2 protein-coding genes and 1 pseudogene are annotated in these 3,035 nt (G+C 65.2%); 1 reads left to right on the forward strand and 2 read right to left on the reverse strand.

The annotated features are described in order from the left end of the window. Positions 1 to 386 precede the first annotated feature (386 nt). On the forward strand, positions 387 to 1,889 hold the full coding sequence (locus VKI00_RS05165; RefSeq protein ID WP_324435936.1) for a zinc ribbon domain-containing protein: 1,503 nt from the start codon (positions 387 to 389) through the stop codon (positions 1,887 to 1,889). Positions 1,890 to 2,021: 132 nt separating this feature from the next. Here the strand turns inward: VKI00_RS05165 and VKI00_RS05170 are convergent, their stop codons facing one another. Together VKI00_RS05170 and VKI00_RS05175 are read right to left on the reverse strand one after the other, a co-directional pair. After that, positions 2,022 to 2,420, reverse strand: coding sequence for a VOC family protein (locus VKI00_RS05170; protein ID WP_324435937.1), 399 nt, complete (start codon positions 2,418 to 2,420; stop codon positions 2,022 to 2,024). 384 nt (positions 2,421 to 2,804) lie between these two features. Continuing rightward, positions 2,805 to 2,970, reverse strand: a pseudogene (locus VKI00_RS05175) (IS481 family transposase); the annotation flags it as partial. Positions 2,971 to 3,035: the final 65 nt, after the last annotated feature.

The raw sequence follows: 3,035 nt of genomic DNA on the forward strand, positions 1-3,035 counted from the left end.
TTAAGTCGGCGGCCACGCGGGTCACCCGATCAGCGGTGTTCGCCATAACGCCCTCCCCGATGTAGCAACCTGCTACAACTGTAGCAGATTGCAACACCTCACCGCCCCGGCCTGAAGCCGTGCTAGGGCGAGAGCTGCTCGATGCCCTGCCGAGTTAGCAACGGTCGTCCTTCTCAATGAATTCGCGCAGCGTATAGCAGGCTTCGCGGGCCTGGCGGAGCGGATCGATCTTGTGCTCGTGGCCTGCGGCAGAGAAGAGTTGCTTTGGGCTTCTGTGAATATGTTTTCACCTGACAACCGCCGATTCGTTGTACGCTCGCCGAGCCACCTCTGCCCGGGTGAGGAGTTGCGGTGCGCCGCATAGCCGGGGGAGCTGGGAGGAACTGATGGACAGTCCGAATCGGTGGATGACGCATGGGCCGCGCCGCCCGGCGGCGGTGGTGGGCACGCTGATGCCGCATCTGGCCGAAGAGCGTCACCACATTTACCGCGGCGTGATCGCGCTGGCGCTGTTGGCGGCGTTGATCGCCGCGGCGTTCGGGTCGTTGTCGATTGCGCTGGTGCTGGCCGCGGCGGCGTTGCCGGCGGTGGTGTTGACCTATATCCACGACCACAATCTGTGGCGCGACGAGCCGCTGACCGTCATCGCCGTGACGTTTGCGCTGTCACTGGTTCTGGGCGTGGGTGTGGGGTTTTTGCAAACCTATTTCACCCCGGGGATCGCACTGGCGGCCGGCCATTACCGACTCCCGCCGATGTCGCGGATCCTCGAACTGGGTGTGCTGGTGCCGGTGGTGGCGTTCGTGGCGGTGCTGGTCGCGCCGCTGCTGGTGACCGCCCGCGCGGCGTTTCGCCATCCGATGGATGTGGTGGTCACCTGTGCGCTCAGCGGCGCCGCGCTGTCGCTGGGCCTGAGTGTGGTGGTCCAACACGGCGCGTTCACCCACCTGCAGGCCACCGCGGGTGACCCGGTGAGCGTGGCGTTCATCGCGTTGACCCTGGGATTTTTGCAGCCGATCGTGTTGGCCACCGCGGCGGCGGTGGCGGTGTTGGGGTTGCGCAGCCCCGGGGTCAACCCGGCCGTGGGCGTGATCGAGGGCCTGGTGTTGGTGGTGCTCTATGGGTTGGCCACCACGCTGCTGCAGCCGTACGGGAGGCGCGGGATTGTGCTCACCATGCTGGTGGCGTTCGTGCTGGCCGGGGCGGGCCTGTTGGTCACGCGCACCGCGCTGCACACCGCCGTCGGCGCCGCGCCCGATGCGGGCCCCGTCGAGCACCGATTGCACGGGGCGGTGGTGGCCGCGATCATCGTCGTGGTGGTGATATTCGCCGTGGGGGTCACCGCAGCCGTGGTGTTCAGCGGCCCATCGACCCAGCCCATGCCCCCCAGGACCGGACCCGGCGGCGGGGTTGTTCCCACACCCCACGCGCTCGGCGGCGGGACGATCAATTTCCCGGACGGAGTCACCCTCACCGTGGCCCCCGGCTGGACGATCGTCCAATCGTCACAGACCTGGGTCTTGCTCGCCAACAGCGACAACAGCGCGCTGATGGAGGCCGACTCCGGCAAGCCGGCGATGCCGGATATCACCGAAGAAGCAGGCTTCATGACCGGTCAGGACACCCTACGCAGCGGACTCGCGAACGTGGTTGAGGAACCCCAGGGGGTGCAGACGGTGCAGGGCAACAACTTTACCCAGTCCCTGCAGGTCAACTACACCGCCAATCGCCAAACCCACCAGGGCACGACGCAGCTGTACGGGATCTGGACGACGCTGTTTAACGCCTCGACCCAAAAAACCGGCTTCATCGATTTCCGCGCCATCAGCCCCGACGCGTTTCAGGCGGCATTGCCCGACGCCAAGAGCATGCTCGCCTCCATGGGGTAGTGACTTCTCAGACGGCTGAGCGATTTCGGAGAGTGCCGGTATTTCCTTGTGCCACAAGGAAGTTCGATACCTGAGTAAACCGACGTGAACTCAGCGATTCCGGTCGATTCCCAATCGTTATCGATCAATAACCTACTTGCCTTCGCCGCTGGGTCCCTCGTCGGTGTGGAGCTGGATCTGGACCAGGTCCGGGCCGGTGACGGTCACCGCCCAGCCCAGGTGCGCCTGGTGCACACCGCGATGTTCGACATCGAATGTGGTGAGGCGTTCTACCCAGCGCAGCAACTCATCGTGGTTGGCGACACTCAGACCGAACAACGGGTATCCGCGCAATGTGGCCAGCGGCTCGGCGGCGCGCCGCAACAACAGACGGGCACCGCACGAATGTTGCAGCAGCACGGCCGTTACCTCGTTTTCGCTTTCCTCGATCAAGAGGGCGGCGAAATCGAAGACCCGTACATACCAGTCGCTGGCCGCCACCGGATCGCTGGACGGCACAGTGACGTGGTGTAGGCCAATCAACAGGGGCACTCGATTATTCTTGCCGCCGCGAGACAACTCGTTAACTCGGCCCCCACCGTCACGTCCACGTCGCGGAGCTTGCCCGCAAGATCAGGCGGTTTGAAGTCGGTGATCGAGGCGTGTTCCGGAGCCAAGCCGAAGATCGATACCGGCTTTGGTGGAGGCCGCCGATGCGGTCACTGCCGGGTTCGGGGACCGCTACCGGTCGGGTCGCCGGGTTCCTAATAGGGCATCTCGACTTCCGGCAGTGGCCCCGCCCGCCAACATGGTCAACAGGCAACAAGTCGCCAAGCGCTCCAATCGATCGAGCAATGATGACGAACGGGTGCCGGACGGCACCGATCCTTCCTGCCGGCCGCGGGACAGGCCCAACGCCGCCCACCCAGATTGAATATCAGTCAAGATCTGCTCTGGCGCCCCGTAGGCGGCCAGGCCGGCCCGCAACTCGTCACAGACCACGCGGGTGCGCTCGGCGGCCATCAACCGCGCACACGCACATCCGAGAATGGTCATCGATCCCGGTCAACGCTTTGGCGCGGGTCCCGTCGGCGAGCGGGAAACGCACCGGGCCCGGCCACATCGTCGGTCGTCATGGCTGGTGACCTTCTGCCCTTGGTGCGCCCC

It is taken from the genome of Mycobacterium sp. (genome assembly GCF_035314665.1).
GTDB lineage: Bacteria > Actinomycetota > Actinomycetes > Mycobacteriales > Mycobacteriaceae > Mycobacterium.